At 70.8% G+C, this 25,030-nt stretch carries 20 protein-coding genes and 1 pseudogene; 11 read left to right on the top strand and 10 right to left on the bottom strand.

Features of this window, described 5'->3' with window-relative positions; all coding sequences use genetic code 11:
• Positions 1-240 precede the first annotated feature (240 nt).
• Both G3I77_RS05600 and G3I77_RS05595 read left to right on the top strand, forming a co-directional pair.
• Positions 241-996, top strand: a complete 756-nt coding sequence (locus tag G3I77_RS05600) for an ABC transporter permease (RefSeq protein WP_248501471.1) — start codon at positions 241-243, stop codon at positions 994-996.
• A gap of 66 nt (positions 997-1,062) precedes the next feature.
• Positions 1,063-2,070, top strand: coding sequence for a heme A synthase (locus tag G3I77_RS05595; protein ID WP_248501420.1), 1,008 nt, complete (start codon positions 1,063-1,065; stop codon positions 2,068-2,070).
• Positions 2,071-2,081: 11 nt separating this feature from the next.
• On the opposite strand, the gene G3I77_RS05590 is transcribed toward G3I77_RS05595, so the two are convergent.
• The 3 genes from G3I77_RS05590 to G3I77_RS05580 form a co-directional block, all read right to left on the bottom strand.
• On the bottom strand, positions 2,082-3,188 hold the full coding sequence (locus G3I77_RS05590) for an amidohydrolase family protein (RefSeq protein WP_248501419.1): 1,107 nt from the start codon (positions 3,186-3,188) through the stop codon (positions 2,082-2,084).
• A 153-nt stretch (positions 3,189-3,341) separates the two neighbouring features.
• Positions 3,342-3,674 (bottom strand): hypothetical protein, encoded by a 333-nt coding sequence (locus tag G3I77_RS05585; RefSeq protein WP_248501418.1) that lies wholly within the window; start codon positions 3,672-3,674, stop codon positions 3,342-3,344.
• A 58-nt stretch (positions 3,675-3,732) separates the two neighbouring features.
• On the bottom strand, positions 3,733-4,650 hold the full coding sequence (locus tag G3I77_RS05580; RefSeq protein ID WP_248501470.1) for a heme o synthase: 918 nt from the start codon (positions 4,648-4,650) through the stop codon (positions 3,733-3,735).
• A gap of 383 nt (positions 4,651-5,033) precedes the next feature.
• Between G3I77_RS05580 and tkt the strand changes: the two genes are divergently transcribed.
• From tkt to pgl, 5 genes are read left to right on the top strand one after another with little or no spacing between them, the layout of a single operon-like run.
• On the top strand, positions 5,034-7,121 hold the full coding sequence (tkt, locus tag G3I77_RS05575) for a transketolase (protein WP_248501417.1): 2,088 nt from the start codon (positions 5,034-5,036) through the stop codon (positions 7,119-7,121).
• 34 nt (positions 7,122-7,155) lie between these two features.
• Positions 7,156-8,274 (top strand): transaldolase, encoded by a 1,119-nt coding sequence (gene tal, locus G3I77_RS05570; protein ID WP_248501416.1) that lies wholly within the window; start codon positions 7,156-7,158, stop codon positions 8,272-8,274.
• 4 nt (positions 8,275-8,278) lie between these two features.
• Positions 8,279-9,802 carry a glucose-6-phosphate dehydrogenase gene (zwf, locus tag G3I77_RS05565; RefSeq protein WP_248501415.1) on the top strand — a complete coding sequence of 508 codons (1,524 nt, stop codon included), beginning with the start codon at positions 8,279-8,281 and terminating at the stop codon, positions 9,800-9,802.
• Positions 9,799-10,938, top strand: coding sequence for a glucose-6-phosphate dehydrogenase assembly protein OpcA (opcA, locus tag G3I77_RS05560; RefSeq protein WP_248501414.1), 1,140 nt, complete (start codon positions 9,799-9,801; stop codon positions 10,936-10,938). The genes zwf and opcA overlap by 4 nt, the downstream gene beginning before the upstream one ends.
• Entirely contained in the window at positions 10,935-11,720 is a 786-nt protein-coding gene (gene pgl, locus G3I77_RS05555; protein WP_248501413.1) for a 6-phosphogluconolactonase, read from the top strand. Before opcA ends, pgl begins: the two co-directional genes overlap by 4 nt.
• Before the next feature lie 51 nt (positions 11,721-11,771).
• On the opposite strand, the gene G3I77_RS05550 is transcribed toward pgl, so the two are convergent.
• The 3 genes from G3I77_RS05550 to G3I77_RS05540 are packed head-to-tail and all read right to left on the bottom strand — an operon-like array spanning position 11,772 to position 15,301.
• Positions 11,772-12,611: a carbohydrate ABC transporter permease gene (locus G3I77_RS05550; RefSeq protein ID WP_248501412.1), complete on the bottom strand. Its 840-nt coding sequence runs from the start codon at positions 12,609-12,611 to the stop codon at positions 11,772-11,774.
• On the bottom strand, positions 12,608-13,969 hold the full coding sequence (locus tag G3I77_RS05545) for an ABC transporter permease subunit (RefSeq protein ID WP_248501411.1): 1,362 nt from the start codon (positions 13,967-13,969) through the stop codon (positions 12,608-12,610). The genes G3I77_RS05550 and G3I77_RS05545 overlap by 4 nt, the downstream gene beginning before the upstream one ends.
• A 6-nt stretch (positions 13,970-13,975) precedes the next feature.
• Entirely contained in the window at positions 13,976-15,301 is a 1,326-nt protein-coding gene (locus tag G3I77_RS05540) for an ABC transporter substrate-binding protein (protein ID WP_248501410.1), read from the bottom strand.
• A gap of 5 nt (positions 15,302-15,306) precedes the next feature.
• Between G3I77_RS05540 and G3I77_RS41085 the strand changes: the two are divergent.
• Positions 15,307-15,384 (top strand): annotated as a pseudogene (locus G3I77_RS41085) (hypothetical protein); the annotation flags it as partial.
• Positions 15,385-15,398: 14 nt separating this feature from the next.
• Here G3I77_RS41085 and G3I77_RS05535 read toward each other — a convergent pair.
• Positions 15,399-17,054, bottom strand: coding sequence for a glycoside hydrolase family 13 protein (locus G3I77_RS05535; RefSeq protein ID WP_248501409.1), 1,656 nt, complete (start codon positions 17,052-17,054; stop codon positions 15,399-15,401).
• 142 nt (positions 17,055-17,196) lie between these two features.
• Entirely contained in the window at positions 17,197-18,468 is a 1,272-nt protein-coding gene (locus G3I77_RS05530; protein ID WP_248501408.1) for an ABC transporter substrate-binding protein, read from the bottom strand.
• Positions 18,469-18,590: 122 nt separating this feature from the next.
• Here G3I77_RS05530 and G3I77_RS05525 point away from each other — a divergent pair, with 122 nt between their 5' ends.
• The 3 genes from G3I77_RS05525 to G3I77_RS05515 all read left to right on the top strand — a co-directional run bounded on the left by G3I77_RS05525 (position 18,591) and on the right by G3I77_RS05515 (position 22,222).
• Positions 18,591-19,106, top strand: a complete 516-nt coding sequence (locus G3I77_RS05525) for a PadR family transcriptional regulator (protein WP_248501407.1) — start codon at positions 18,591-18,593, stop codon at positions 19,104-19,106.
• Positions 19,103-19,861 (top strand): ABC transporter ATP-binding protein, encoded by a 759-nt coding sequence (locus G3I77_RS05520; protein WP_248501406.1) that lies wholly within the window; start codon positions 19,103-19,105, stop codon positions 19,859-19,861. The genes G3I77_RS05525 and G3I77_RS05520 overlap by 4 nt, the downstream gene beginning before the upstream one ends.
• 78 nt (positions 19,862-19,939) lie before the next feature.
• Complete coding sequence (locus G3I77_RS05515; RefSeq protein ID WP_248501405.1) at positions 19,940-22,222, top strand: FtsX-like permease family protein; 2,283 nt, start codon at positions 19,940-19,942, stop codon at positions 22,220-22,222.
• An 18-nt stretch (positions 22,223-22,240) separates the two neighbouring features.
• Here G3I77_RS05515 and G3I77_RS05510 read toward each other — a convergent pair whose 3' ends face one another.
• Together G3I77_RS05510 and pgi are read right to left on the bottom strand one after the other, a co-directional pair.
• Entirely contained in the window at positions 22,241-23,188 is a 948-nt protein-coding gene (locus G3I77_RS05510; protein ID WP_248501404.1) for a YppG family protein, read from the bottom strand.
• A gap of 110 nt (positions 23,189-23,298) precedes the next feature.
• Positions 23,299-24,951: a glucose-6-phosphate isomerase gene (gene pgi, locus G3I77_RS05505; protein ID WP_248501469.1), complete on the bottom strand. Its 1,653-nt coding sequence runs from the start codon at positions 24,949-24,951 to the stop codon at positions 23,299-23,301.
• Positions 24,952-25,030: the final 79 nt, after the last annotated feature.

The raw sequence follows: 25,030 nt of genomic DNA, 5'->3' as shown, positions 1-25,030 counted from the left end.
CACAGCCTGGAGCTGACCGGCAAGGAGTTGCGCTCATGATTCCGGCTCACACCGAGGTCGGCCGGGGGTCCGGGGGTTGGCCCCCGGGAAAGCACAGCCTGGAGCTGACCGGCAAGGAGTTGCGCTCATGATTCCGGCTCACACCGAGGTCGGCCGGGGGTCCGGGGGTTGGCCCCCGGGAAAGCACAGCCTGGAGCTGACCGGCAAGGAGTTGCGCTCGTGACCGCCACCGGCACGGGGATGTACACGCCGAAGCCCGGCGCGGCGCCCCTCCCCCGCATGATCGCGGCCCAGGCCGCGCTCGAGACGAAGATGCTGCTGCGCAACGGCGAGCAGTTGCTGCTGACCGTCGTCATCCCGACGCTGCTCCTGGTGCTCTTCAGCACCGTGGACATCGTCGACACGGGCGCCGGAGAGGCGGTCGACTTCCTCGCGCCCGGCATTCTCGCGCTCGCGGTGATGTCGACCGCGTTCACCGGCCAGGCCATCGCCACCGGCTTCGAGCGCCGCTACGGCGTGCTGAAGCGGCTCGCCTCCTCGCCCCTGCCCCGCTGGGGCCTGATGACGGCGAAGACGCTGTCCGTCCTGGTCACCGAGGTGCTCCAGGTCATCCTGCTGACGGTGATCGCCTTCGCGCTCGGCTGGTCGCCGCAGGGCAACCCGGTCGCCGTCCTGCTGCTCCTGGTCCTCGGCACGGCGGCCTTCTCGGGCCTGGGCCTGCTGATGGCCGGGACGCTGAAGGCCGAGGCCACCCTGGCCGCGGCCAACCTGGTGTTCCTGCTGCTGCTCGTCGGCGGCGGGGTCATCGTGCCGCTCGACAAGTTCCCCTCCGGCGTTCAGGACGTGCTCGGCCTGCTGCCGATCTCGGCGCTGTCCGACGGACTGCGGGACGTGCTCCAGCACGGCGCCGGGATGCCCTGGGGCGACCTGGGGATCCTGGCCGTCTGGGCGGTCGTGGGGCTGGCGGCGGCCGGGAAATTCTTCCGCTGGGAGTAGGGAAGGGGGAGGGAAGGTGTCCTGTGACGGACCCCTCGTGAAAGTGTGCACAAGCGGCGGCCTACGATGGTTCGCGTGCCAAACGTGACCCGCGCCGACGCCAAGGCCGCCCTGCGCAACCCGCTCGCCTTCATCGCCGAGCGCTGGACCCCGGAACCCCGGACGGTCCGGCGCGCGGCCCTCTCCGCGCTCCTGATGTCGGTGTTCATCGTCGTCACCGGTGGCGCCGTACGGCTGACCGGCTCGGGCCTGGGCTGCCCGACCTGGCCCAAGTGCACCGACGACTCGATCACCGCCACCAGCGCGATGGGCTTCCACGGCGCCATCGAGTTCGGCAACCGCATGCTGACGTACGTGCTGTGTGCCGCCGTCGGCTGGGCGATCATCGCCGCGCGCTCGCAGAAGCCGTACCGGCGCGGCCTGGTCCGGCTGGGCTGGGCGCAGTTCTGGATCGTGATGAGCAACGCGGTGCTCGGCGGCATCGTGGTGCTGGTCGGTCTCAACCCGTACACGGTCGCCGCCCACTTCGTGGCGACGTCCGCGCTCATCGGGGTGGCCACGGTGATGTGGCAGCGCACCCGCGAGGGCGACGCGGCACCGCGCCCGCTGGTCGGCAAGGCCGTGCAGCAGCTGGTGTGGTTCCTGGTCGCGGCGGCCGTCCTGCTCATCCTGGTCGGCACGGTCGTCACCGGTGCCGGCCCGCACGCGGGCGACTCCAGCGAGGTCGAGCGGATGCCGGTCGACTGGGAGACCGTGAGCAAGCTGCACGCCGTGCTGGCGTGGATCGTGGTGTCGCTGACGTTCGCCCTGTGGTTCGTCCTCAAGGCGGTCGACGCGCCCAAGAGCCCGCTGAACCGCACCCGCGAGCTGTTCCTGATCCTGCTCGCGCAGGGCGTCATCGGTTACGTCCAGTACTTCACGGACCTGCCCGAGGTCCTGGTCGGCCTGCACATGCTGGGTTCGGCCGTGATGTGGATCTGGGTGGTGCGGGTGGTGCTGTCGCTGCGCGAGCGGCCGGAGGCGGTGGCCGACGTGCCCGGCCCGGCCGCCGAGGCGAGCCTGACGAAGGCCTGACCGGGCAGGGCTCAGTCGAGTCCGTACACCCTGCGCGCGTTCCCCGACGCCAGCATGCCCGCCACCCGCTGCGCGTCGGCCAGTGACCAGGCGCCCTCGGCGACCCAGGTGCCGAACACCCGCCCCAGGGCCTCGCGGAACAGGCGGGCGCCCACCACATGGAGTTCGGGCAGGCCCTGCGCCCCGGTGGAGAAGAGGACCTTGCCGAAGGGGGCCAGCTCCAGGATCTCCGCGAGGACGGTCGCGGCCCGGGCGCCCGTGCGGACCAGGGCGGCTCCGCAGTCGACGTGGACGTGCGGGAAGACACCGGCGAGATGGGCGGCGTGCCGGTGGTACGGGTAGCCGTGCAGCAGGACGAGGTCCGTGCCCAGGCCGGCCGTGGCCCGCACGAAGTCCGTCAGCAGCACCGGATCCGTACGGTCGATCCGCAGCCCCGGCGCACCCAGCCCCGCGTGCAGCTGGAGCGGCAGGCCCGAGGCGACCGCGCTCCACAGCAGATGCCGCAGCAGCACCGGGTCGCTCAGCTCCCCGCCGACCCCGCGCCCGGCGAACCAGCGGCCGACGGCCCCCCGTACCTCCCCCGGCCCGGGCGGCTCGGGCGCGAGGGCGAGGCCGTGCCGTACGCCCGCGACCGAGGTGAAGGCGACGGCGTTCGCGGCGGCCGCGTGCACCGACTCGGCGAGGTTGGCGAGGAAGGACTCGACGGTTCCGGAGGTGTCGGCGACCTGCTCGGCGAGGAGTTCCAGGCGCACGATCTCGCGGGCCTCGGCGGCTCCGGCGGAGGCCAGCTCGCCGGGTTCCGTCAGATCACCCGGGAGGCCGGTGTCGACCAGGTACGTCGTGATGCCGCTGCCGCGCAGCAGCCGGCGGCCGGACTCCAGCACGCCCAGTTCCCGGCGTCGGGCCAGGTAGCGGGCGGGTGGGCAGTGTGGTTCGAGACCGAGCAGGGGTGGGCACCAGCGCCGCACGGCGAAGCCGGTCTGGGTGTCGAAGAGAGTGGTGCCGGGGGCGGGTGGGCCCTCGGTGCGGGAGAGGTGGGCCTCGAAGGTGCCGAGGCCCAGCTCTGTGCGCAGCACTCCGTGGCAGTACTGGTCCACTAGGGACGGCGTTTCGATCATCCGGGCCTCCCGGTGTGGACCCTGTTGTTCCTAGGGTCTTAACGGGTGAACCGGGTTCAGGTCGCGGTCCCGACGGGGGGTGCGGGTGTTCTGGCGGCCACGGGTTGCCGGTGGCTGATCGCGCAGTTCCCCGCGCCCCCGAGAGCCGGCTGCTCAGCCGTTGGACGGGCCGCCCACCTGGATGCCCGCCATGCGCGTCCACTCGTAGCGGCCCGTCTTCACCTTGGCCGCGAACTCGCCGTCGAAGGACTCGTGGGCCGTGATGCCGGACTTCTCCACGGCCTTCTCGGCGATCTCGTAGGACGGGGCGACCAGGTCGCCCCAGTTGCCGTCCTCGCCGACCAGGACGATGCGGGCGCCGCGCTCGCCGAGGTAGGCGACCTGGCCCTCGGCGCCGCCGTGGGCCTTGGAGAAGGAGGAGATCTGCTGGGCCAGCCGGGCCACCTTGCGCTCGGCCTTCGGGTCAACCTGCTGCGTGTCTGCCATGGCCAGGATGCTACTCACGAGTAGATCGACTGGCGAGGGCAGGGGGCTGTGACGTACGTCAGCGCAGGAACGGGTCGACAGCGACCGCCACGAACAGCAGCGAGACGTAGGTGATCGACCAGTGGAACAGGCGCATCTCCTTCAGCTTCGCGCCCGTCACCTCCGCCTTCGCGCGGTTCTGCAGGCCGTGCGCCTCCCAGAGCCAGAAGCCGCCCGCCAGCAGGGCGACCGCGGTGTAGAACCAGCCGGTGTAGCCGAGCGGGGTCAGCAGGAGCGAGACGGCGACCATGACCCAGCTGTAGAGCACGATCTGCTTGGCGACGACCTTGTTGGAGGCGACCACCGGCAGCATCGGCACGCCCACGCGCGCGTAGTCCTCCCGCACCTTCATGGACAGCGGCCAGTAGTGCGGCGGCGTCCAGAAGAACATGACGAGGAAGAGGATGACCGGCGCCCACGACATCGAGTTGGTGACCGAGGACCACCCGATCAGCACCGGCAGGCAGCCGGCGATGCCGCCCCACACGATGTTCTGCGAGGTACGGCGCTTGAGGATCATCGTGTAGACGACCACGTAGAACAGGAGCGCGCCGAGGGAGAGCCAGGCGCTCAGCCAGTTCACGGTGAGGCCGAAGAGCAGGGTGGAGGTGATCGCCAGGGTGATGCCGAAGACGAGGCACTCGCGCGGGCTGACCATGCCGGTGACCAGCGGGCGCTGCGAGGTGCGGTCCATCAGCGCGTCGATGTCGCGGTCGATGTACATGTTGAGCGCGTTGGCGCCGCCCGCGGACATGTAGCCGCCGAGGCACGTCAGCAGCACCAGCGTCAGGTCGGGCACACCCTGCTGCGCCAGGAACATCACCGGCACCGTGGTGATCAGCAGCAGCTCGATGATCCGCGGCTTGGTGAGAGCCACGAACGCCTTGACACGGGCCCCGAACGGCCGGTGGGCCGGGCTCTGGTCCGCCCCGATCATCCCCGCTGGACGGGATTCAACGGCCGTCACGCACACCCCTACAGAGACATCCCAGCAAGCCTCATCCCTGTGAAGTCCCGGTAAAGGCTCGCGCGTACCACGCCACTTTAGACGTTGCCCAGACTCGGACATTCGCGGGGGTCGGCTCGTGTTGGGAGGCACCTTCCGAAGGGCGCGCCGAAGCTCGATTGAGCACCCGGATGAGCGGCTCCGTATTCACCTGTCGAATGCGGTACGGCCCAGTCATGAGGCGGATCGGGATCAGCCCCGGCACTCTGGAGTGACTCGAAAAAACGCACGTCCCACGGGGGTAGGCTCGACTGCGGCCGGTGGGCGCCCCGATACACCGGCATCCGACATGTGGAGAGGAGCCCTGACCCAGGGTGAGCACCAAGCCGACCACCACAGACTTCGAGTGGACCGAGTTGGACCAGCGGTCCGTCGACACCGCGCGTGTCCTGGCCGCCGATGCCGTACAGAAGGTCGGTAACGGCCATCCGGGTACGGCGATGAGCCTGGCGCCTGCCGCCTACACCCTCTTCCAGAAGGTGATGCGGCACGACCCGGCGGACGCCGACTGGGTCGGGCGGGACCGCTTCGTGCTGTCCGCCGGCCACTCGTCCCTGACCCTGTACACCCAGCTGTACCTGGCCGGCTTCGGCCTGGAGCTGGACGACCTGAAGTCCTTCCGCACGTGGGGCTCCAAGACCCCCGGCCACCCCGAGTACGGGCACACCACCGGTGTGGAGACGACCACCGGCCCGCTCGGCCAGGGTGTCGCCAACGCGGTGGGCATGGCGATGGCCGCCCGCTACGAGCGCGGTCTGTTCGACCCGGAGGCCGCCGAGGGCGAGTCCCCGTTCGATCACTTCATCTACTGCATCGCCGGTGACGGCTGCCTCCAGGAGGGCATCTCCGCCGAGGCGTCCTCCCTCGCGGGCCACCAGAAGCTCGGCAACCTGATCCTGCTGTGGGACGACAACCACATCTCGATCGAGGGCGACACCGAGACGGCCGTGTCCGAGGACACGGTGAAGCGGTACGAGGCCTACGGCTGGCACGTGCAGCGGGTGCAGCCGCAGGAGAACGGCGACCTGGACCCGGCCGCGATCTTCGAGGCGATCCAGAAGGCCAAGGCCGTCACGGACCGGCCGTCGTTCATCGCGATGCGCTCGATCATCGCCTGGCCGGCCCCCAACGCGCAGAACACCGAGGCCGCGCACGGCTCGGCGCTGGGCGACGACGAGGTCGCGGCGACCAAGCGGGTCATGGGCTTCGACCCGGAGCAGAGCTTCGAGGTCTCCGACGAGGTCATCACGCACACCCGCAGGGCGCTGGAGCGGGGCCAGGCGGCCCGCGCGGTGTGGGAGAAGGCGTACCAGCAGTGGCGGGACAACAACCCCGAGCGCGCCGCGGAGTACGACCGCGTCGCCCGGGGTGAGCTGCCCACCGGCTGGGAGGAGAAGATCCCGGTCTTCGAGGTCGGCAAGGGTGTGGCCACGCGTGCCGCCTCCGGCAAGATCCTCCAGGCGCTCGGCGGAGTCATCCCCGAGCTGTGGGGCGGCTCCGCCGACCTGGCCGGCTCCAACAACACCACGATCGACAAGACCAGTTCCTTCCTCCCGGCGGACAACCCGCTGCCGGAGGCGGACCCGTACGGCCGCACGATCCACTTCGGTATCCGCGAGCACGCGATGGCCGCCGAGATGAACGGCATCGCGCTGCACGGCAACACCCGGATCTACGGCGGCACCTTCCTGGTGTTCTCCGACTACATGCGCAACGCGGTGCGGCTGTCGGCGCTGATGCACCTGCCGGTGACGTACGTGTGGACGCACGACTCCATCGGCCTCGGCGAGGACGGCCCGACCCACCAGCCCGTCGAGCACCTGGCGTCGCTGCGGGCGATCCCGGGCCTGAACCTGGTGCGCCCGGCGGACGCCAACGAGACCGCGATCGCCTGGCGCGAGATCCTCAAGCGCTGGACGAAGGAGTTCGGCAAGGGCCAGCCGCACGGTCTGGCTCTGACCCGTCAGGGCGTGCCGACGTACGAGCCCAACGACGATGCCGCCAAGGGCGGTTACGTCCTGTTCGAGGCCGACGGCGGTGAGCCCGAGGTCATCCTGATCGCCACCGGTTCCGAGGTGCACGTCGCCGTCGAGGCGCGCGAGCAGCTCCAGGGCGCCGGCGTGCCCACGCGCGTCGTGTCCATGCCGTCGGTGGAGTGGTTCGAGCAGCAGGACCAGGGGTACCGGGACAGCGTCCTGCCGCCGTCCGTCCGGGCCCGTGTCGCGGTGGAGGCCGGTATCGGTCTCACGTGGCACAAGTACGTGGGGGACGCCGGCCGCATCGTTTCCCTGGAGCACTTCGGTGCTTCGGCCGACGGCAAGGTGCTTTTCCGCGAGTTCGGCTTCACTCCCGAGAACGTGGCCGCCGCCGCGCGGGAATCGATCGCCGCAGCCCAGCGCTGACGCTCATATACGACACGTAGGAGATGGAATTTCCATGACAGACGCACTCAAGCGCCTCTCCGAGGAAGGCGTGGCGATCTGGCTGGACGACCTGTCGCGCAAGCGGATCACGTCCGGCAACCTCGCCGAGCTGATCGACCAGCAGCACGTCGTGGGCGTCACCACCAACCCGTCGATCTTCCAGAAGGCGATCTCGCAGGGTGACGGCTACGACACGCAGCTGACCGACCTCGCCGCCCGCAGGGTCACCGTCGAAGAGGCCATCCGCATGATCACGACGGCGGACGTCCGTGACGCCGCCGACATTCTGCGCCCGGTCTTCGACGCCACCGGTGGCCAGGACGGCCGGGTCTCGATCGAGGTCGACCCGCGCCTGGCGCACAACACGCGGGCGACGGTCGCCGAGGCCAAGCAGCTCGCCTGGCTGGTGGACCGGCCCAACACGCTCATCAAGATCCCGGCGACCGAGGCGGGCATCCCGGCCATCGCCGAGACCATCGGCCTGGGCATCAGCGTCAACGTCACGCTGATCTTCTCGCTGGAGCGCTACCGCCTGGTCATGGACGCGTTCCTGGAGGGCCTGGAGAAGGCCAAGGAGCGCGGCCTGGACCTGTCGCAGATCCACTCCGTGGCGTCGTTCTTCGTCTCCCGCGTGGACACCGAGATCGACAAGCGGATCGACGCGCTGGGCACCGACGAGGCCAAGGCGGCACGCGGCAAGGCCGGCGTCGCCAACGCCCGTCTGGCCTACCAGGCGTACGAGGAGGTCTTCTCCTCGGACCGCTGGAGCGCCCTGGAGAAGGCGGGCGCCAACAAGCAGCGTCCGCTGTGGGCGTCCACCGGTGTGAAGGACAAGGCGTACAAGGCCACCCTGTACGTCGACGAGCTGGTCGCTCCCAACACGGTGAACACCATGCCGGAGGCGACCCTGTTCGCCACGGAGGAGCAGGGCGAGATCCGCGGCAACGCCGTCGCCGGGACGTACGAGCAGGCCCGCGCTGACCTCGACGCGGTCGAGAAGCTCGGGATCAAGTACGACGACGTGGTCCGGCTGCTGGAGGAAGAGGGCGTCGAGAAGTTCGAGGCGTCCTGGACCGACCTGCTGAAGTCGACCGAGGCCGAGCTTCAGCGCCTCGCCCCCTCGGAGGGCTGAACAGGTGTCGAGCAGCAACCCGCTGCGTGACCCCGCGGACCGACGGCTCCCGCGTATCGCGGGGCCGTCGGGCCTGGTCATCTTCGGCGTCACGGGCGACCTGTCCCGGAAGAAGCTCATGCCCGCCGTGTACGACCTCGCCAACCGGGGTCTGCTGCCGCCGGGCTTCTCTCTGGTGGGCTTCGCCCGCCGCGAGTGGGCGCACGAGGACTTCGCGCAGGAGGTCCACGACGCGGTCAAGGAACACGCCCGCACGCCCTTCCGCGAGGAGGTCTGGCAGCAGCTCATCCAGGGCATGCGCTTCGTGCAGGGCACCTTCGACGACGACGACGCGTTCGAGCGGCTGCGCTCCACCATCGACGAGCTGGACAAGGCACAGGGCACGGGCGGCAACTTCGCCTTCTACCTGTCGGTCCCGCCGTCGTCCTTCCCGGTGGTCATCCAGCAGCTGAAGAAGCACCAGCTGGCCGACCAGACGGGCGGATCCTGGCGGCGCGCCGTCATCGAGAAGCCGTTCGGCCACAACCTCGCCTCGGCCGAGGAGCTCAACAAGGTCGTCCACGAGGTCTTCGCCCCGGACCAGGTCTTCCGCATCGACCACTACCTGGGCAAGGAGACCGTCCAGAACATCCTGGCGCTGCGCTTCGCCAACACGATGTTCGAGCCGATCTGGAACCGGTCCTTCGTGGACCACGTACAGATCACCATGGCCGAGGACATCGGCATCGGCGGCCGGGCCGGGTACTACGACGGCATCGGCGCCGCCCGTGACGTCATCCAGAACCACCTGCTCCAGCTCATGGCCCTGACGGCCATGGAGGAGCCGGCCTCCTTCGACGCGGACGCGCTGGCCGCCGAGAAGACCAAAGTCCTCGGCGCCGTGAAGCTGCCGAAGGACATGGGCCGGGACACCGTACGCGGCCAGTACTCGGCCGGCTGGCAGGGCGGCGCGAAGGTGATCGGCTACCTCGACGAGGACGGCATCAACGCCTCGTCGAAGACCGACACCTACGCCGCGATCAAGCTGGAGATCGACAACCGCCGCTGGGCGGGCGTCCCCTTCTACCTGCGCACCGGCAAGCGGCTGGGCCGCCGCGTGACGGAGATCGCCGTCGTCTTCCAGCGGGCCCCGCACTCCCCCTTCGACTCCACGGCCACCGAGGAGCTCGGCTCCAACGCGATCGTCATCCGCGTCCAGCCGGACGAGGGCGTGACGGTCCGCTTCGGCTCGAAGGTGCCGGGCACGTCGATGGAGATTCGGGACGTGTCGATGGACTTCGCCTACGGCGAGTCCTTCACGGAGTCCAGCCCCGAGGCGTACGAGCGTCTGATCCTGGACGTTCTGCTCGGTGACTCGAACCTCTTCCCGCGCACCGAGGAGGTCGAGCTGTCCTGGGAGATCCTCGACCCGATCGAGGAGTACTGGGACAAGAACGGCAAGCCCGCCCAGTACCAGGCCGGTACCTGGGGGCCCGCCGAGGCGGACGAAATGCTCGAGCGACACGGACGGAGCTGGCGTCGGCCATGAAGATAGACCTCACGGACACCACCGCCAGCAAGGTCAACAAGGCGCTGGTGCAGGGCCGCCGGGCGATCGGCACCCCGGCGGTCGGCATGGTGCTCACGCTGGTCATCGTGACGGACGAGGAGAACGCCTACGACGCGCTGAAGGCCGCGAGTGACGCCTCGCACGAGCATCCCGCACGCACGCTCGTGGTCATCAAGCGCGTCTCCCGCTCACCCCGCGACCGTACGCAGTCCCGCCTCGACGCGGAGGTCCGGGTCGGCGCGGACGCCGGTTCCGGCGAGACGGTGGTGCTGCGGCTGTACGGCGAGGTCGTCGACCACGCCCAGTCGGTGGTGCTGCCGCTGCTGCTGCCGGACGCCCCCGTGGTGGTGTGGTGGCCGGTGAACGCGCCGACTGACCCGGCGAAGGACCCCCTGGGCGCCCTCGCGCAGCGCCGCGTCACCGACACCTACGCCTCCGAACAGCCGGTACGGGACCTGGCCACCCGGTCCGGGACCTACACCCCGGGCGACACGGACCTGTCCTGGACCCGCATCACGCCCTGGCGCTCCATGCTGGCGGCGGCCCTCGACCAGGTCACCTGCGAGGTCCGGGCCGTCGAGGTGGAGGGCGAGGAGTTCAACCCGAGCTGCGAGCTGCTGGCGATGTGGCTCGCGGACCGGCTGGACGTCCCCGTGAAGCGGTCGCTGTCCGGCGGCCCCGGTCTGACGGCCGTGCGGATGGACACCAACTGCGGCCCCATCAAGCTGGACCGCGCCGACGGCTCCCTGGCGACGCTCTCGATCGAGGGCCAGCCGGACCGGGCGGTGGCGCTCAAGCGCCGGGAGACCGCCGAGCTGATGGCGGAGGAGCTGCGGCGGCTGGACCCGGACGACACGTACGCGTCCGCGCTGCGGTACGGGGTGGACCGGCTGAAGTCCTCCTGGTCGGCTCAGGTGCCCCGGCCTGCGGCTGCGGAGGGGCCGGAGGCCAAAGGAGAGCGTGGTGAGCCCAAAAGTGACGGGCGAGCACGACTCGCCCTCCCCGCTCCCGTTGAAGCGGCTGCGAAAGCACCCGCTGCGGAAGCGGCGGCGCAGGCACCGGTGAAGCAGGAACCGCCCGCGTTGGAGCCGGTCCGGAAGGCGGAGGTGAAGTGAGTACGGCACCGCAGCTGGTCGTGCACCGCGACAAGGAGCTGATGGCGCAGGCCGCGGCGGCCCGGCTGATCACGAAGATCGTGGACGCGCAGGCCTCCCGGGGCTCGGCGTCCGTGGTCCTGACGGGCGGCCGCAACGGCAACGGCCTGCTGGCCGCGCTGGCCGCGGCGCCCGCCCGGGACGCGATCGACTGGAGCCGGCTCGACCTCTGGTGGGGCGACGAGCGTTTCCTGCCCGAGGGCGACCCCGAGCGCAATGTCACCCAGGCGAGGAAGGCTCTCCTCGACTCGGTGCCGCTCGACCCGAAGCGGCTGCACGCGATGCCCGCGTCGGACGGGCCTCACGGCACCGACGTGGACGCGGCGGCGGCCGCGTACGCGGAGGAACTGGCGCAGGCGGCGGGCCCGGAGAACCACGGCCCCGTGCCCACGTTCGACGTGCTGATGCTGGGCGTCGGGCCGGACACGCATGTCGCGTCGCTGTTCCCGGAGCTGCCGGCGGTCCGGGAGACCGACCGCACGGTGGTCGGCGTCCACGGCGCGCCCAAGCCGCCGCCGACCCGGGTGACGCTGACGCTCCCGGCGATCCGTGCGGCCCGTGAGGTGTGGCTGCTGGCCGCGGGCGAGGACAAGGCCCAGGCCGCGGCGATCGCCCTCTCGGGCGCGGGCGAGATCCAGGCGCCGGCGGCGGGGGCGTACGGCAGGAGCAGGACGCTGTGGCTCCTGGACGGGGCGGCGGCTTCGCAACTGCCGCGTTCCTTGTATCCGCCGGCGTCACCGTGAACGTCCTCGGGCCCCCACTTCGTGGCGAAGTGGGGGCCCGAAACGCATGCGCTACTTGACCGACCCGGCCATCACGCCCTGCACGAAGTGCCGTTGGAAGGCGAAGAACACGACCACCGGGACGACCAGGGACACGAACGCCCCGGGTGCCAGGACGTCGATGTTGCTTCCGAACTGGCGTATCTGGGACTGGAGTTGCACGGTCAGCGGCTGCGATGCGCTGTCCGCGAACAGCAGCGCCACCAGCATGTCGTTCCACACCCACAGGAACTGGAAGATGGCCAGGGAGGCGATCGCGGGCCGTCCCACGGGCAGGACGAGCCGCGTGAAGATGCGCCACTCGCTGCCGCCGTCCATACGGGCGGCCTCCAGCATCTCCTTCGGCATCTCGGCGAAGTAGTTCCGCAGCAGGAACACCGCGAAGGGAAGTCCGTAGGCCACGTGGAAGAGGACGACACCGGGGATCGTGCCGAACAGGCCCAGGTGCCCGAAGAGTTTGGCGACCGGCAGCAGACCGATCTGCACGGGCACCACCAGCAGCGCGACCACGACGAGGAAGATCGCCTCCCGCCCGGGGAAGTCCAGCCAGGCGAAGGCGTACCCGGCGAGTGCCGCGAGGACCACGACCAGCACCGTCGTCGGCACCGATATCAGCACCGTGTTCCAGAACGCCTGGGTGATCCCGGCGTTCCCCAGCAGCGACGAGTAGTTGTCGAAGGACAGCTGCCCGGGGCTGGAGAACACCGTCCACCAGCCGCCCTTCGCCGTGTCCTCGGCGGACCGCAGCGAGGACAGGAACAGCCCGGCCAGGGGCGTCATCCAGACGAGGCCCACAATGACGAGGAAGGCCTGGACGACCCCGTTGCCCAACCCGCGCCGAATCGCGTTCATCGCTGGCTCCTTCGGAAACGGCGGACGTTGAACACCATGGCCGGGACGACCAGCAGCAGGAGCAGCACGCCCAGCGCACTGCCGAGGCCCTGGTTGTTGCCGCCGCCGAACGACACCAGCCACATCTGCGTCGCGAGGACGGTCGCGTCCTCCTGCACGGGCCCGGGCGCGATGATGTAGACGAGGTCGAAGACCTTCATCACGTTGATGACGAGCGTGATGAACACGACCGACAGCACCGGTGCCAGCAGCGGCACCGTGATCCGCCGGAAGATCTGCCACTCGTTCGCGCCGTCCATCCGCGCCGCCTCCAGGGCGTCCCGCGGCAGCGTCGACAGACCCGCCCCGATCAGCACCATCGCGAAGCCGGTCCAGATCCACAGGTAAGCGCCGATGATCGCCGGAGTGACCAGGGCCGGCCCCAGCCAGGAGACACCGTCGTAGGGCTGGGCGAAGTTGGACGAGGGCAGTCTCACCTCGTAGGAGCCCGGTTCGAGTCCCTCGAAGCGGAAGGAGCCGTCGGCGGCCGTGGTCGCCGAGGCGACCTGCTCGCCGTCGCGGACCGCCTCGACCCTCATCTGCGGCAGTCCGCTCTCGCGCCGGTCGACCTTGCCCTGCTCCCCTCCCCCGCCGGGCGTGAAGTCCAAGTAGACGACACCGCGCAGTTCGTCGGCGGCGGCCTTCCGTCCCGCCGCCGCGTACGCGGGCGCGGCCCCGCCCGGCAGGTCGTCGGGCTGCACGCCGACCAGGCCCAGCGCCACCGCGTTCCCCGGGGACACGGTCGTACTCGTGCGGTACGAACCGTCCTTCTCCTTCGTCAGGCCCTGGGCGTCACGCGCCCGGGCCGTCGGATAGGAGGACTCCGCCTTGAAGGCGTCGTGGACGGAGACCACCGCGGCGTTGAGCACGCCCTTGTCGGGGTCCTCGTCGTAGGCGAGCCGGAAGATGATGCCGGCGGCGAGGAAGGAGACCGCCATCGGCATGAAGAGGAGCAGTTTGAAGGCCGTCGCCCAGCGGACCTTCTCCACCAGTACGGCGAGGATCAGTCCGAGGCCGGTGAGCAGGGCCGGGGCCACGACGACCCAGATGGCCGTGTTCTGGACGGCCTTGAGGGTCGCCGGGTCGCGGAACATCTCGGCGTAGTTGTCGCCGCCGACGAAGCTCGTTCCGGAGGCGTCGAAGAGACTGCGTCCGATGCTGAACAGCACGGGGTAGACGACGAGCGCGCCGAGCAGCAGCAGCGCGGGCAGCACGAACAGCAGGGCGATGATCTTCCCGCGCCGGCGCAGCCGCCGGGTGCGGTCGGCGACCGGGCCGGGCGGTGGGGGGCTCGTCTCTTTCACGAGGGTCGCTGTCATGGCGTATCAGTCCTGGTACGCCTTGGCCGCCGCGGCCTCCAGCTTCGCGGCGGTGCCCTTCGGGTCCGACGGGTCGCGCAGGAAGTCCTGGAGGAGCTTCCACTCGCCGGTGCCCTTCGTGCCGCCGAAGGACGCCGGGGCCTGGTCGGACATGTCGAAGCGGACCGAGTCCCCGGCCTGGACGAGGGACTTGGCGGTGGCGCGGGTGACGTCGTCGCCGTAGGAGGCGAGGTCGAGCTTCTTGTTCGGGGAGAGGAAACCGCCCGCCTCGGCCCACACGGCCGAGGCCTCGGGCGTGGCGAGGTACTCCAGGAGGGCCTGGGCGGCCTTCTGGTTCTTGCCGTCCTTGAGGACGACGGCCGCGTCACCGCCGCTGACCACCGGTGCCTCGCCGCCGCCGACCGCCGGGAACGGGAAGAAGTTCGCGTCCTGGCCGACCTTCTTGCCGAACTGGTCCTTGGCGACACCGGCGACGAAGTCGCCCTCGTAGACCATGCCGGCCTCGGGCTCCGGGCCGAAGACCTTCTCCACCGAGCCGGGGAAGTCGGTGTTCAGGGCGCCCTTCTGGCCGCCCGCGATGAGCTGCTTGTCCTTGAAGAGCTTGCCGAGGGTGGTGAGGGCGTCGACGACGGACGCGTCGGTCCACTTCAGCTTGTGCGCGGCGAGGGCGTCGTACTTCTCGGGTCCGGCCTGGGAGAGGTAGACGTTCTCGAACCAGTCGGTGAGGGTCCAGCCGTCCTGCCCGGCCACGGAGAAGGCGGCGAGGCCGGAGTCGGACACGGTCTGCCCGGCCTTGAGCATCTCGTCGTAGCTCTTCGGGGGCTTCACGCCGGCCTGCTCTAGGGCGTCGGGGCTGTACCAGACGGTCGACTTGTGGGCGGCCTTGAAGTACAGGCCGTAGAGGGTGCCGTCGACGCTGCCGTACTTCTTCCACACGGGGGCGTATCCGGCGTCGACGGCCTGCTCGGTCTTCTTCGACAGGGGCTTGAGCCAGCCCTGCTGCGCGAACTGCTTGAGCACGCCGACCTGCGGGACCATCACGACGTCGGGGGCGTTGCCGCCCTCGATCTTGCTGCCGACGACGGTGGAGACGTTGTCGCCGGTGGACACGAACTGCGTCTTGGCGCCGGTCTTCTCGGTGAAGGCGTCCAGCACCTTCTGGAAGTTCTTCTGCTCGGTGCCGGACCAGACGCCGGCCACGGTGATCGACTGGCCGCTGAGCGCCTTGTCGCCGCCGCCGGCCGAGACGGGTCCGCCGCCGCAGGCGGTGGCGCCGAGCGCCAGGGCGAGGGCGGTGCAGCTGGTGAGCAGGGTGGTACGTCGTCGCATCATCGTTGATGTCCCTTCGGAGGGTTCGCTTGCGGGGAGTTCGCTTGCGCGGATGTTGCTTACGCGGACTTCGCTTGTGCGGGTGTCGCTTGCGGGGCGGTCAGGAACGGATCCACCAGGCGGCCGTCGAGCCGGAGAGCACTCCGGGCGGGCAGGGGCCGCTGGCGAGCAGGGGGGAGCCGGGTACCGGCGCGGGTGTGGGGGCCGTACCGAAGTTGACGGCGCACACCAGGTCGCCGCGTTCGAAGGCGAGGACGCCGGGTGAGGCGTCCAGCCAGCGCATGGTGCCCTCGCCCAACTGGGGCAGGGCGGACCGCAGTTGGAGGCCGTCGCGGTACAGGTGCCAGAAGGAGCGGGTGTCGGCGAGGGCGCGGTCGGTGGCGTATTCGGCGAAGTACTCCGGCTGCGGCAGCCACGGCTTGGCGCTCTCCACGCCCGGGGTGAAGCCGAACGGCGAGGCCTGGCCCGACCAGGGCAGGGGGACCCGGCAGCCGTCGCGGATGCGGGCGCGGCTGCCGGTGCGGCGGAAGATCGGGTCGGTGAGCACGTCGTCGGGCAGGTCCACGACCTCGGGCAGACCGAGCTCCTCGCCCTGGTAGATGTAGGCGGCGCCGGGCAGGGCCAGCATCAGCAGCGCGGCGGCGCGGGCGCGGGCGGCGCCGAGGCCGCTGCCCTCGGTGGCGGGTTCGCCGTAGCGGGTGACCGTGCGGACCTGGTCGTGGTTGTTGAGGACCCAGGTGACGGTCGAGCCGGTTCCGGCGATGTCCTGCATGGCCTCGGCGATGACCTTCTGGAAGGCGTCGGCGTCCCAGGAGGCGCTGAGCAGGTCGAAGAAGAAGGCCTGGTGCAGCTCGTCGGGGCGGACGTACTGCGCGTGCTCGCGGGCGGTCGGGACGGACACCTCGCCGACGAGGAGGCGTTCGCAGCCGTCGCGCTCGGTGTACTCCTCGCATATGGAGCGCCAGCGCCGCCATACGTCGTGGACCTCGGGCTGGTTCCAGGCGAGCGGGTTGACCGAGTCGCGGGTGCGGGCGTCGGCCTCCGGGTCGTCGGAGTCGGGCAGCTCCGGGTGCTTGTAGAGGCCGGCGGCGACGTCGATGCGGAAGCCGTCGATGCCCCGGTCCAGCCAGAAGCGCAGGACCCGGTCGAACTCGGCGCCGATCTCGGGGTTGCGCCAGTTCCAGTCGGGCTGCTCGGGCGCGAACATGTGCAGGTACCACTGGCCGGGCGTCCCGTCCGGCTCGGTGACCCGGCTCCAGGCGGGGCCGCCGAACATGGAGTGCCAGTTGTTGGGCGGCTCGGCGCCGTCCGGGCCGCGGCCGTCGGCGAAGTGGAAGCGGGCACGGGCCGGGCTTCCGGGCGGGGCCGCGAGCGCCTCGCGGAACCAGGGGTGCTCGCTGGAGCAGTGGTTCGGGACGATGTCGAGCAGCACCTTGATGCCGAGCCGCCGCGCGGCCCCCACCAGCTGGTCGAACTCGTCGAGGTCGCCGAAGAGCGGGTCGACGTCGCAGTAGTCGGCCACGTCGTAGCCGTGGTCGTGCTGCGGCGAGGGATAGAAGGGGCTCAGCCAGATCCCGTCGACGCCGAGCTTCTTGAGGTACGACAGTCCGGCCCGGACGCCGGCGAGGTCGCCGATGCCGTCGCCGGTGCTGTCGAGGAAGCTGCGGACGTACACCTGATAGATCACTGCGTCACGCCACCAGTGGTGCCTGTTCAACCCATCGACCTGTCTCTGAGGAGGGCAGCGGTTATGCATGCATGTTAAGTAGGCGTGTCGAGAGGGTGTCAATGAAAAGGCAGAAGCTACCGAGCGGTTGAGGTGCTGAAATTCGGACGTACTGGTGCAATCCTCAGCCAGATGAGATGTCCGCGTTACCTAACAAGTAAGTAGGAGGCGGCTAGCGACGCGAGATGACGGCGAGCTCTCGCGCCAGACGACGCACCGCCGCTTCGGGCGTCTGGTGCCCGGCCATGGCGTCGTGCACGACCGCCTGCACGACCAGGCTGACCTGGTCGTAGCGCGGGCTCTTGGGGCGCGGTTCGGCCGCGAGCACGCTCGTCCGCAGGGTCGGCAGGTACGGGAACCTGCGGATGAGCGCCGGGTCCCTGTAGAGATCGGCCCGTACGGGCGGCAGCGCGCCGCGGGTGAGGACCTGGCGCTGGACGCGCTCACTGGTGAGGTACGCGATCAGGCGGGCCGCCGAGTCGGGGTGTTGCGCGTGCGAGCTGACGGCCAGGTTGGAGCCGCCGAGGACGCTGGTGCCCGGCCCGTCGGGTCCGGGCAGGGGTACCGCGCCGACCTTCCCGGCGACCTTCGACCCGGGGGCGGAGGCGCCGACGTAGGCGTACGGCCAGTTCCGCAGGAAGAGCAGCCGGCCGTCCTGGAAGGCCTGTTTGGACTCCTCCTCCTTGTACGTCAGCGCTTCCCTTGGGATCCAGCCGTCGCGCACTCCGCGCGCCAGGAACCCGATGCCCTCGCGGGCCGCCGCCGAGTCGACGGTGACGCGTTCGCCCTCGTCGCCGAGGATCGAGCCGCCCGCCGAGTAGACGGCCTCGGCCGCGTTCACGGTGAGGCCCTCGTAGGGCAGGAACTGTCCGGCGTAGCCGTCGAGGCCGTGCTTCGGGGCGATGGTCTTCGCGTACCGCTCCAGCTCCGCCCAGGTGCGCGGCGGCTCGACGCCCTCCTCGGCGAGGACGTCCTTGCGGTAGAGGAGCAGGCCGGCGTTGGTGACGTACGGGACGGCGTAGAGCTTCCCGTCGTAGGTCGCCGTGTCGACTACCGGCTGGAGGAAGGTCTTCAGGGGGAAGCGGTCCCGGGGCAGGGGCCTGATCCAGCCCGCCGCGGCGAACTCCGGGGTCCAGTTGACGTCGATGTTGAGCACGTCGAACCGGCTGCGGTCGCCGTCGCGCAGGTCGGTGACCATCTGGGCCTGGGTTTCGTCGGCCGAGTCCGGCAGCTCGACGAGGGTGACCTTCTCGCCGGGATGGGTACGGTTCCAGCCTTCCAGCAGGGGCCCCAGATAGCCGGTGAGGTCTCCTGCGGTGGCCAGGGTGAGGGGGCCGCGGCTGCCCTCGGGGGGCTCGCCCGCCCGTGCTCCGGCGGTGACGTAGCCGGTCAGGACCACGACGAGAACGAGGAGGCCCCTACCCGCGGCATGGATCCACCGCATAGGTTCCTCCCTGTACACCGGCGCTGGGCACCTTTGCCCGGAATCAGAGGCCATGTATACCTGTTAGGTATGGGCGATACTAGGGCCTGGAGCACATTGGACCAGACAGGAGGACTGCACGCGTGCGCCTGCCCCTCCTGGCACTCCTCGCCCGCGGAGCCGCCCACGGTTACGAGCTCAAGCAGGACCTTGAGCAACTGCTGGGCTCCGCGTACCCTCAGCCGAATGTCGGCCAGATCTATGTGACCCTCGGCCGTCTCGAGAAGTCGGGACTGATCGAGGGCGAGGACGTGGCGCAGTCCAGCCGGCCCAACAAAAAGGTCTACCACCTCACCGACGCCGGGCGGGAGGCGTTGCGCGCCTGGTTCGAGGAGCCCGAGGACGAGCCGCGGGTGCGGGACGAGTTCTTCATGAAGCTGGCGCTCGCTCCGCAGACCGGTCTCGCCGAGCAGATCACCCTGATCAACCAGCAGCGTCGCCAGTATCTGAACACCATGCGGCAGCTGTCGAAGCTGGCCGCCGCCGAAAACCGCGACAACCGCATCGCCCATCTGCTGATAGAGGGTGCGATGCTGCACCTGCAGGCCGATCTCGACTGGCTGGAGCGGTGCCAGGAAGAGCTGGAGGAGCTGGAGTGAGCGACGACCGTCCCGCTCCTGTGCTGCGCGCCGAGGGGCTGGTGAAGACGCACCACGGCGAGGGCGCCCCGGCGCATGCCGTGCGCGGGGTCGACCTGTGCGTGCGGCCCGGCGAGTTCGTGGCGATCACCGGCCCGTCCGGCGCCGGCAAGTCGACGCTGCTGCATCTGCTCGGCGGGCTCCAGCGGCCGGACGCGGGCCGCATCTGGCTCGACGGCGAGTCCACCGACACCTACAGCGAGGCACGCTGGGCGGTGGAGCGCAGGAAGCGGATCGGGATCGTCTTCCAGTTCTTCAACCTCGTGTCGAACCTGTCCGTCGCCGACAACGTGGAGCTGCCCGCCCTGCTCGCGGGGACCCCGCCGAAGCACGCGCGCACCGAGCGCGAGGCGCTGCTGGCCGAACTGGGCCTGACGGGCAAGGAGCGCAGCATGCCGGGCGAGCTGTCCGGCGGCGAGCAGCAGCGGGTCGCCCTGGCCCGGGCGCTGGTCAACCATCCTCCGCTGCTGCTGGCCGACGAGCCCGCCGGCAGCCTCGACAGCAAGGGCACCCGCGAGGTGATGCGGCTGCTGTCCCGCTTCCACCAGCGCGGCCAGACGATCGTGCTGGTCACACACGACGCCCGGCTGGCGAGCGCCGCGGACCGGGTGATCAGCTTCTTCGACGGCCGGATCGCCGACGACGCGGAACTCGACGGCGGCACCACCCCGCCGCGCCGCTCCGGGATATCCGGTGTGCTGGAGCTCAAGGACTGACATGCGCGTCCACGACGACCGTGCGGACCTGCGGGTCCACGACGACCGCGCGCCCCGCGGGCCGAGGGGCTGAGGCCCGTGCGAGCCACCCTGCGCTGGGCCCACTCCGATCTGCGCACGCATCGCGGCGAGGCGCTGTTCCTCGTCCTCGCCACCGCGGGCATCGTCGCCTCCCTGCTGCTGGCCACGGCCCTGTTCGGCTACGCGACCAACCCCTGGCAGCGCGTGTTCACGCAGTCGCACGGCGCGCATGTGTCGCTGCACACCGCCACGGCGGCCGACACCGGGAAGCTGGCCGACCTGGACGGTGTGGACTCCGTCGCCGGCCCCTACCCCACCGCCTCCACCACCGTCTCCTCGCGCGGCAGCCGCGCCGCCGTCGAACTGCGCGGCACGCCGGAGCGGCCCTTGGTCGGCCGCCCGCTGATCGTCTCCGGCCACTGGCTGAACCCCTCGACCCCGAACGGCGTGGTCCTGGAGAGCCGCCTCGCCCGCGCCCTGCTGGCCGAGCCCGGCGACACCCTCACCGTGCCCGGCACCGCCCGCGAGCTGACCGTCGTGGGCCTCGCCGACAGCGCCGAGCCGCGCTACCGGCCCGGTGAGCAGCCGGGCCTGGTGTGGGCACTGCCGTCGGCCGTGCCGGATCCCGGCGGCCAGGTGATCGGGCTGCGGCTGACGGACCCGGGCGACACGTCCTACGTCGTCCAGCGCGCCGTGACGGTGCTGGGCTCCGGGGCGATCGGCGAGGTCTCCACCTGGCAGCAGGCACGAGCCGAGGCGCAGGGCGACAACCGGCTCCTCGGTCAGGTGCTGGGTCTGTTCGGGCTGGGCGCACTGGTCGCGGCCGGGCTCGCCGTGCACGGGGCGATCGGCACCCGCATCCGCGGCCACCTTCGGGACCTCTCCGTCCTGAAGGCCATCGGCTTCACCCCCGGCCAGGTGGTCCGGATCTTCCTGCTCCAGCACCTCGCCTACGCCCTGCTGGGCGCCCTGGCCGCCGCCGGTCTCGCCGAGGCCCTGGGCAGCCGGATCCCGGGGCGGCTCGGGGACGCGGTCGGCGTGTGGCAGGGGTTGCCCGGGCACACCGTGGCGCTGCTCGTGGTGCCGGTCGGCGCGGTGCTGTTCATCGGCGCCACCACCGGGCTGGCCGCCTGGCGGGCCGGACGCGTGCCGCCGGTGCCAGTGCCGAGACCCGCCGCGACCTCGGGCGGACGGCTGTCCGGCGTGTCGCGCCGGGCCCTCGGCGTGCGGATTCCGCCCGCGCTGGTGCTGGGCTGGCACAAGGCGTTCACCCGCCGCCCCCGCTCTCTGGCCACCGTCGCCCGCCTCACGCTGCCGCTGCTGCTGATCGTCGTCGCGATGAGCGCCTGGACCACCATCGACCGCTTCCACAGCGAGCCCGAGCAGGTCGGCCTGCCCACCACGCTGAGCGTCCGCGCCGACGCCGGCCTGGGCGAACAGCAGGCCCGCTCCCTCCTGGAAAGCGACCCACAGGTGGCCGCCGCCTACCCGGGCGTCGAGACGGCCGCCCTGGGTCCGAGCCAGACCGCGACCATCGCGCTGCGCGGCCTCGGCACCCACCGGGACCCGTACCCGTACACCCTCGCCGAGGGCCGCCCCGCCCGCGGCGCCGACGAGGCCGTGGCCGGGCAGGGGCTGCTCGACCTGCTGGACGTGCGGGTCGGCGACTGGGTCCGGATGACCGTCGGCGACCGGCCGCAGATCCTGCACATCGTGGGCCGCAGCATCGAGCCGGAGAACGCCGGCCGGGTCATCTCCACGTCCCTCGACACCCTCCGCGAGGACGACCCGGGGCTCCGCCCGACCCTCTACGAACTCCGCCTGGACCCCGGCGCCGACCCGCGCGAGGTCGCCGACCGGCTCGCCACGGCCGGGCGCGGCCACCTGGACGTGCACACGGTGATCAACCCGGCGGACGGGCTCTCCCCCCTCCGCGCGGTCGTGGCCGGGCTGATCGCCGTCCTCGCCCTCATCGGGCTCATCGAACTGCTGACCGCGATCGGCGGCACCGTCCGCGAGGGCGAGCGGGACCTGCTGGCCCTGAAGGCCATCGGCCTGTCCCCCCGGCAGATCACGGCGATCACCGTCACGGCCACGGGTCTCACGGCCTTGACGGCCGTCCTCGCCGCCACGGCCCTGGGCCTCCCGCTCGCCCACTGGCTGATCGACGCCCAGGGCCGGTCCAGCGGCATCGGCGCGGGAATCGCCCAGGGCCCGTCCGCGATCCTGATGGTGCTGCTCGGGGCGGCAGCGGTCCTCTGCGCCGCCGCGCTGGCCGCCGTCCCCGCGGCCCGGGCGGCCCGACGGCGCCTCGCCGACACGCTGAGCGCGGTGGCCTGAGCCCGGCGGCCTCGCCGGTCAGCCGCCGTACGGGGCTTGCCGGTTGTACGGCGGCTGCGGGTGGGGTGCGTACGGGTGCCGCGGGTTGTACGGCGGCTGCGGGTGCGGGGCATACGGGTGCTGCCCGCCCGGCGCGTAGGGATGGCCGTACGGGTTCCCCTGCTGCGGCGGCAGGTACGGCGCTCCCGCCGGAGGCATCGGCGGGACCGGGCCCGGGGCGGGTGCGGGCGTCACCGGGTGTGCCTTCAGCCGGATTCCGTACCGCCGCTTCAGCCGCCCCATCTCCAGCAGCGCGATGGCGGTGACCGTCACCGGCGCGCCCAGGATGAAGACGATGCCGAGGGTGAGGCTGAGGCCGTGCAGATCGCCGGTGACGAGGTCCGGGATGGCCATCAGCCAGCTGGTCACCACGGCGAGCAGCGGCGGCAGGCAGCGGTGCACGGCAGCTGTGCCGAAGAAGTTGCCGGAGACCCGCACCGCTCCGTAGGCCGTGAAGATGAGCATCCACATCATCGTCAGGCCGACCGTCAGGATCATCACCATGCTGCCGGCCGCGTTCGTCGTCCGCACCAGCACCAGCAGCGCCGCGACACAGCCGACGAACAGCAGGAGCAGCTTGAGGGAGTTGAGGAGCGGCACCCGCACCTGCCGTACGGTGCCGCCGCGCCGCCAGACCCAGAGCATCGCGCCGACCGTCAGCGGCGTGAGGAAGAGCAGGACGACGGAGGCCGTCATCGCGTTCTCCAGCAGCTCCGTGAAGTCGAAGCCGCCCTCGATGAAGGTGAAGACCCCGAGGGACGCGACCGCCCCGGCGATGACGCGGAACCTCTTGAGCCGCTCCACCGACGGATCGAGCGGCTGCGGAATCCACGCGGGATGGAACACCGCCCGCGCCACGTCCTGGGGTTTGAGCAGGGACCGGGCCGTCAGCGTGCCGCCGGTCCAACTTCCGCGTGTGCGTGCCACTTCGCGCTCCCCCGAGCACTCGCCGTGATGATCGTCCGGGAGTCTACGGGACAGGGACGGGACGGCGCGCTGCCGCCCGCCGTCCCGTCCCCCCGTCCCTCCGGCGGCCGTCACTCCCGGCCGCGCAGCTCCCGGTACGTGGCGACCAGGGCCTGGGTGGAGGCGTCCAGGCCCTCGACCTCGGCGCCCTCGGTCAGAGCGGGTTCGACGCGCTTGGCGAGGACCTTGCCCAGCTCGACGCCCCACTGGTCGAAGGAGTCGATGTTCCACACCGCGCCCTGCACGAACACCTTGTGCTCGTAGAGGGCGACCAGCTGACCGAGGACGGACGGCGTCAGCTCGGGCGCGAGGATCGTGGTCGTCGGGTGGTTGCCCTGGAACGTCTTGTGCGGCACCAGCTCCTCCGGCACGCCCTCGGCCCGCACCTCCTCGGGCGTCTTGCCGAAGGCGAGCGCCTGCGTCTGGGCGAAGAAGTTGGCCATCAGCAGGTCGTGCTGCGCCTTCAGCTCCTCGCTCAGCTCGCCGACCGGCCGGGCGAAGCCGATGAAGTCAGCCGGGATCAGCTTCGTGCCCTGGTGGATGAGCTGGTAGTAGGCGTGCTGCCCGTTGGTGCCCGGCGTGCCCCACACGACCGGACCGGTCTGCCACTCCACCTCGCGCCCGTCCCGGTCGACGTACTTGCCGTTGGACTCCATGTCGAGCTGCTGGAGGTAGGCGGTGAACTTGGACAGGTAGTGGCTGTAGGGCAGCACCGCGTGCGACTGGGCGTCGTGGAAGTTGCCGTACCAGATGCCCAGCAGGCCCAGCAGCAGCGGCACATTGGACTCAGGGGGCGCGGTCCGGAAGTGCTCGTCGACGATGCGGAACCCGTCGAGCATCTCGCGGAAGCGGTCCGGGCCGATGGCGATCATCAGGGCCAGGCCGACCGCGGAGTCATAGGAGTAGCGGCCGCCGACCCAGTCCCAGAACTCGAACATGTTGGCCGTGTCGATGCCGAACTCGGCGACCTTCTCGGCGTTCGTCGACAGCGCGACGAAGTGCCGGGCGACGGCGGCCTCGTCATCCAGCGCGTCCAGCAGCCAGGAGCGCGCGGACGTGGCGTTGGTGACCGTCTCGATGGTCGTGAAGGTCTTGGAGGCGATGACGAACAGCGTCTCCGCCGGGTCCAGGTCCCGGACCGCCTCGTGCAGGTCGGCGCCGTCCACGTTCGACACGAAACGCACCGTCAGCGAGCGGTCCGTGAAGGCCCGCAGCACCTCGTACGCCATCGCGGGGCCGAGGTCGGAGCCGCCGATGCCGACGTTGACGATGTTCCGGATCCGCTTGCCGGTGTGGCCGGTCCACTCGCCCGAACGCACCCGGTTCGCGAAGTCCGCCATCTTGTCGAGCACGGCGTGCACATCCGGCACCACGTTCTCACCGTCGACCTCGATCACCGCGTCCCGCGGGGCGCGCAGCGCGGTGTGCAGCACGGCCCGGTTCTCGGTGGTGTTGATCTTCTCGCCGCGGAACATGGCGTCCCGGAGCCCGAAGACGCCGGTGGCGGCGGCCAGTTCGCGCAGCAGCCGCAGGGTGTCGTCGGTGACGAGGTGCTTGGAGTAGTCGACGTACAGGTCACCGACCCGGAGGGTGTACGCGGTGCCGCGGCCGGAGTCGGCGGCGAACAGCTCGCGCAATGCGACTCCGCCCAGCTCCTCGCGGTGCTTGGCCAGTGCCGTCCACTCGGGCGTCTGGTTGAGCCTGGTACGGACGTCTGCGTTCATCTCGGACTTCAGCCTTCTTTCCTGTCCTGCCTGCGTACCTTGCCCCGCTGCCGGTCCCAACCTAATGGAGCAGCGCGTG

The organism is Streptomyces sp. D2-8, assembly GCF_023184515.1.
GTDB lineage: Bacteria > Actinomycetota > Actinomycetes > Streptomycetales > Streptomycetaceae > Streptomyces.
The sequence above is the reverse complement of the archived record's forward strand: the minus strand, read 5'-3'. Positions and strand labels throughout refer to the sequence as shown.